Origin of the sequence: Micromonospora sp. NPDC050686 (assembly GCF_040654475.1) — a bacterium.
GTDB lineage: Bacteria > Actinomycetota > Actinomycetes > Mycobacteriales > Micromonosporaceae > Micromonospora.
The window spans coordinates 1-3,168 of sequence record NZ_JBFAID010000125.1 but is presented as its reverse complement, the minus strand read 5'-3'; the positions used below and the strand labels follow the sequence as shown (position 1 = coordinate 3,168).

Genomic DNA, 3,168 nt, shown 5'->3' with positions numbered 1-3,168 from the left:
CGACATCCGCCACCACGTCCCCACCGGCATACCCGAACCCGAACGCGCCCTCTCCCTCGCCGCCGCCACCGGCTTCGCCCTGCCCCCCGACGACGGGCCGGGGCTGCGGCTGCGCGCCGACGCCGTCCCGCCACCGCCGCGCGAGCTGGGCGGGCCGGGCTACCTGGTGGTGCATCCCGGTTCCACCGTCCAGGCGCGGGCCTGCCCGCCCGAGCTGGCCGCGCGGATCGTCCGGGCGCTCACCGGCGCCGGGTACCGGGTGGTGGTCACCGGCGGCCCCGACGAGCGGGAGCTGACCGCCCGGGTGGCTGGCGACGCCGGCGTCGACCTGGGCGGGCGGACCAGCCTGGCCGACCTCGCCGGGGTGCTCGCCGGGGCCGGCGCGCTGGTCGTCGGAAACACCGGGCCCGCGCACGTGGCCGCAGCGCTCGGCGTGCCGGTGGTCAGCCTCTTCGCCCCCACCGTCCCGTACGGACAGTGGGGCCCCTACCGGGTGCCGGCCGTCCGGCTCGGCGACGCCGGCGCACCCTGCCGGGACACCCGGGCGGCCCGCTGCCCGGTCCCCGGCCACCCCTGCCTGTCCGGGGTGGACCCGGCCCGGGTGCTGGAGGCGGTCCGCCTGCTCGGGATACCCGCCGACCGCCCGGTGCCGGCCGTCACCGCTGCCGCGCGGGCGGATGCCGTCCCCGGTCACGCCCGGTCGGCGTGGGCCGGTCGGCGGGCCGCCGCGACCGCCACCGGCGGGAGCGGCCGATGAACGTGCTGGTGTGGCACGTGCACGGGTCGTGGATGACCTCCTTCGTGCACGGCAAGCACCGCTACCTGGTGCCGGCGACCCCCGACCGGGGGCCGTACGGGCTGGGCCGGGCGCGCACCTACCCGTGGCCGGACAACGCCGTCGAGGTGACCCCGGAGCAACTGCGCCGGGCCGACGTCGACGTCGTCCTGCTGCAACGCCCGGAGGAACTCGACCTGGCCGAGCAGTGGCTGGGCCGGCGGCCCGGGCGGGACGTGCCGGCGATCTACGTCGAGCACAACACCCCCAAGGGCGACGTGCCGAACACCCGGCACCCGATGGCCGACCGGGACGACCTGCTGCTCACCCACGTCACCGCGTTCAACGAACTGTTCTGGGACAACGGCGGCACCCGCAGCACCGTCGTCGAGCACGGCATCGTGCCCCCGGCCGTCGAGTGGACCGGCGAACTGGACCGGCTCGCCGTGGTCATCAACGAGCCGGTACGCCGCTGGCGGGTCACCGGCACCGACCTGCTGCCGGCGTTCGCCGAGCTGGCGCCGCTGGACGTCTTCGGGATGGGGGTCGCCGGGCTGGCCGAGCGGCTGGGCCTGCCCCCCGACCGGCTCGCCACCCACGACGACGTGCCGCAGCACCGGATGCACGCCGAGCTGGGGCGGCGGCGGGCGTACCTGCACCTGTGCCGGTGGACCTCGCTCGGGCTCAGCCTGATCGAGGCGATGTCGATCGGCATGCCGGTGGTCGCGCTGGCCACCACCGAGGCCGTGGTGGCGGTGCCACCGACGGCGGGAGTCCTGTCCACCCGGATCGACGTCCTGCGCGACGGCGCGCGGCGGTTCCTCGAGGACCCGTCGCTGGCCGCCCGTACGGGCGGCCAGGCCCGCGCGGCCGCGCGGGACCGCTACGGCCTGGATCGTTTCCTCGCCGACTGGGACCGGCTGCTGGAGGAGGAAGTATGCGCGTCGCGATGATCTCGGAGCACGCCAGCCCGCTCGCCGTCCTCGGCGGGGAGGACGCGGGCGGTCAGAACACGCACGTCGCGGAGCTCTCCGCCGCCCTGGTGGCCGCCGGTCACGAGGTACGCGTCTACACCCGGCGCGACGCCCCCGACCTGCCGGTGACCGTCCGCGCCCCGGACGGCTTCGACGTGGTGCACGTGCCGGCCGGGCCCGCCGAGCCGCTGGCCAAGGACGCGCTGCTGCCGCACATGCGCGAGTTCAGTCGCTGGCTGGTGGACCGGTGGCGGGGCGGCGACTGGGTTCCCGAGGTCATCCACGCCCACTTCTGGATGAGTGGGCTGGCCGCGTTTACCGCCGGTCGGCAGACCGGGGTGCCGGTGGTGCAGACGTACCACGCGCTGGGCACGGTGAAGCGGCGCCACCAGGGGGTGCAGGACACCAGCCCGGCCCGGCGGGTGGCGTACGAGCGGGAGCTGGGCTGCGCGGCCGACCGGGTGATCGCCCAGTGCCGGGACGAGGTCGGTGAGCTGGTCCGGATGGGTGTGCCCCGGTCCCGGATGACGATCATCCCGTCCGGGGTGAACCTGAGCACGTTCACCCCGCTCGGCCGGGCCGCCGAGCGGGAGGACGGGCGGGCCCGGATCCTCACCGTCGGCCGGCTGGTGGAACGCAAGGGCTTCCAGACCGTGGTCCGGGCGATGACCCGGGTCCCCGACGCCGAGTGCGTGGTGGTGGGCGGCCCGCCCGCCGGGCTGCTGGAGTCCGACCCGTACGCCCGGCGGTTGCGTGCCCTGGCCGCCTCCTGCGGGGTGGCCGACCGGGTGAAGTTGATCGGCGCGGTGCCCCGGGAGGAGATGGGCCGCTGGTACCGGTCGGCGGACGTGCTGGTCGCCGCCCCCTGGTACGAGCCGTTCGGGCTCACCCCGCTGGAGGCGATGGCCTGCGGCATCCCGGTGATCGGCACCGCGGTCGGTGGCCTCACCGACACGGTGGTCCCGGGTGTCACCGGTGACCTGGTGCCGGCCCGGGATCCGCGGGCGCTCGGCGCCGCGATCCAGGGCCTGCTCACCGACCGGATCCGCCGCTTCCGGTACGCCACCGCGGCGCTGGACCGGGCCCGCCGGCGCTACTCCTGGGCGGCCACCGCGGAGCGGCTCGCCGAGGTGTACGGGGAGGTGGCCGCGGTGCGCCGGCCGAGCCGGGTGGTCGCCGGATGACGGCCGAGCCGACGGGCGCCGGGGGGCCGTCCGTGCTCGACGCGCACCTCGCCGGCCTGGCCCAGGCGCTGCTGTCCTACCGGCGCTGCGACGGGCTGCTCGCCCGGTGGGGGGACGAGCTGGCCCGTACGCTGGTCGGCGGCGGCCGGTTGCTGGTGGCCGGCAACGGCGGCAGCGCCGCCGAGGCCCAACACCTCACCGCCGAACTGGTCGGCAAACTCCGCGACGACCGCGA

2 protein-coding genes and 2 pseudogenes are annotated in these 3,168 nt (G+C 76.6%); all 4 read left to right on the top strand.

The window, feature by feature from the left end; all coding sequences use genetic code 11:
- Positions 1–634, top strand: a pseudogene (locus AB0H57_RS32630) (glycosyltransferase family 9 protein); the annotation flags it as partial.
- 119 nt (positions 635–753) lie between these two features.
- Positions 754–1,728, top strand: coding sequence for a glycosyltransferase (locus AB0H57_RS32625; RefSeq protein ID WP_357512576.1), 975 nt, complete (start codon positions 754–756; stop codon positions 1,726–1,728).
- Complete coding sequence (locus tag AB0H57_RS32620; protein ID WP_357512575.1) at positions 1,713–2,933, top strand: glycosyltransferase; 1,221 nt, start codon at positions 1,713–1,715, stop codon at positions 2,931–2,933. Before AB0H57_RS32625 ends, AB0H57_RS32620 begins: the two co-directional genes overlap by 16 nt.
- Positions 2,930–3,168: pseudogene (locus AB0H57_RS32615) on the top strand (phosphoheptose isomerase); the annotation flags it as partial. The gene AB0H57_RS32620 and the pseudogene AB0H57_RS32615, both read left to right, overlap by 4 nt.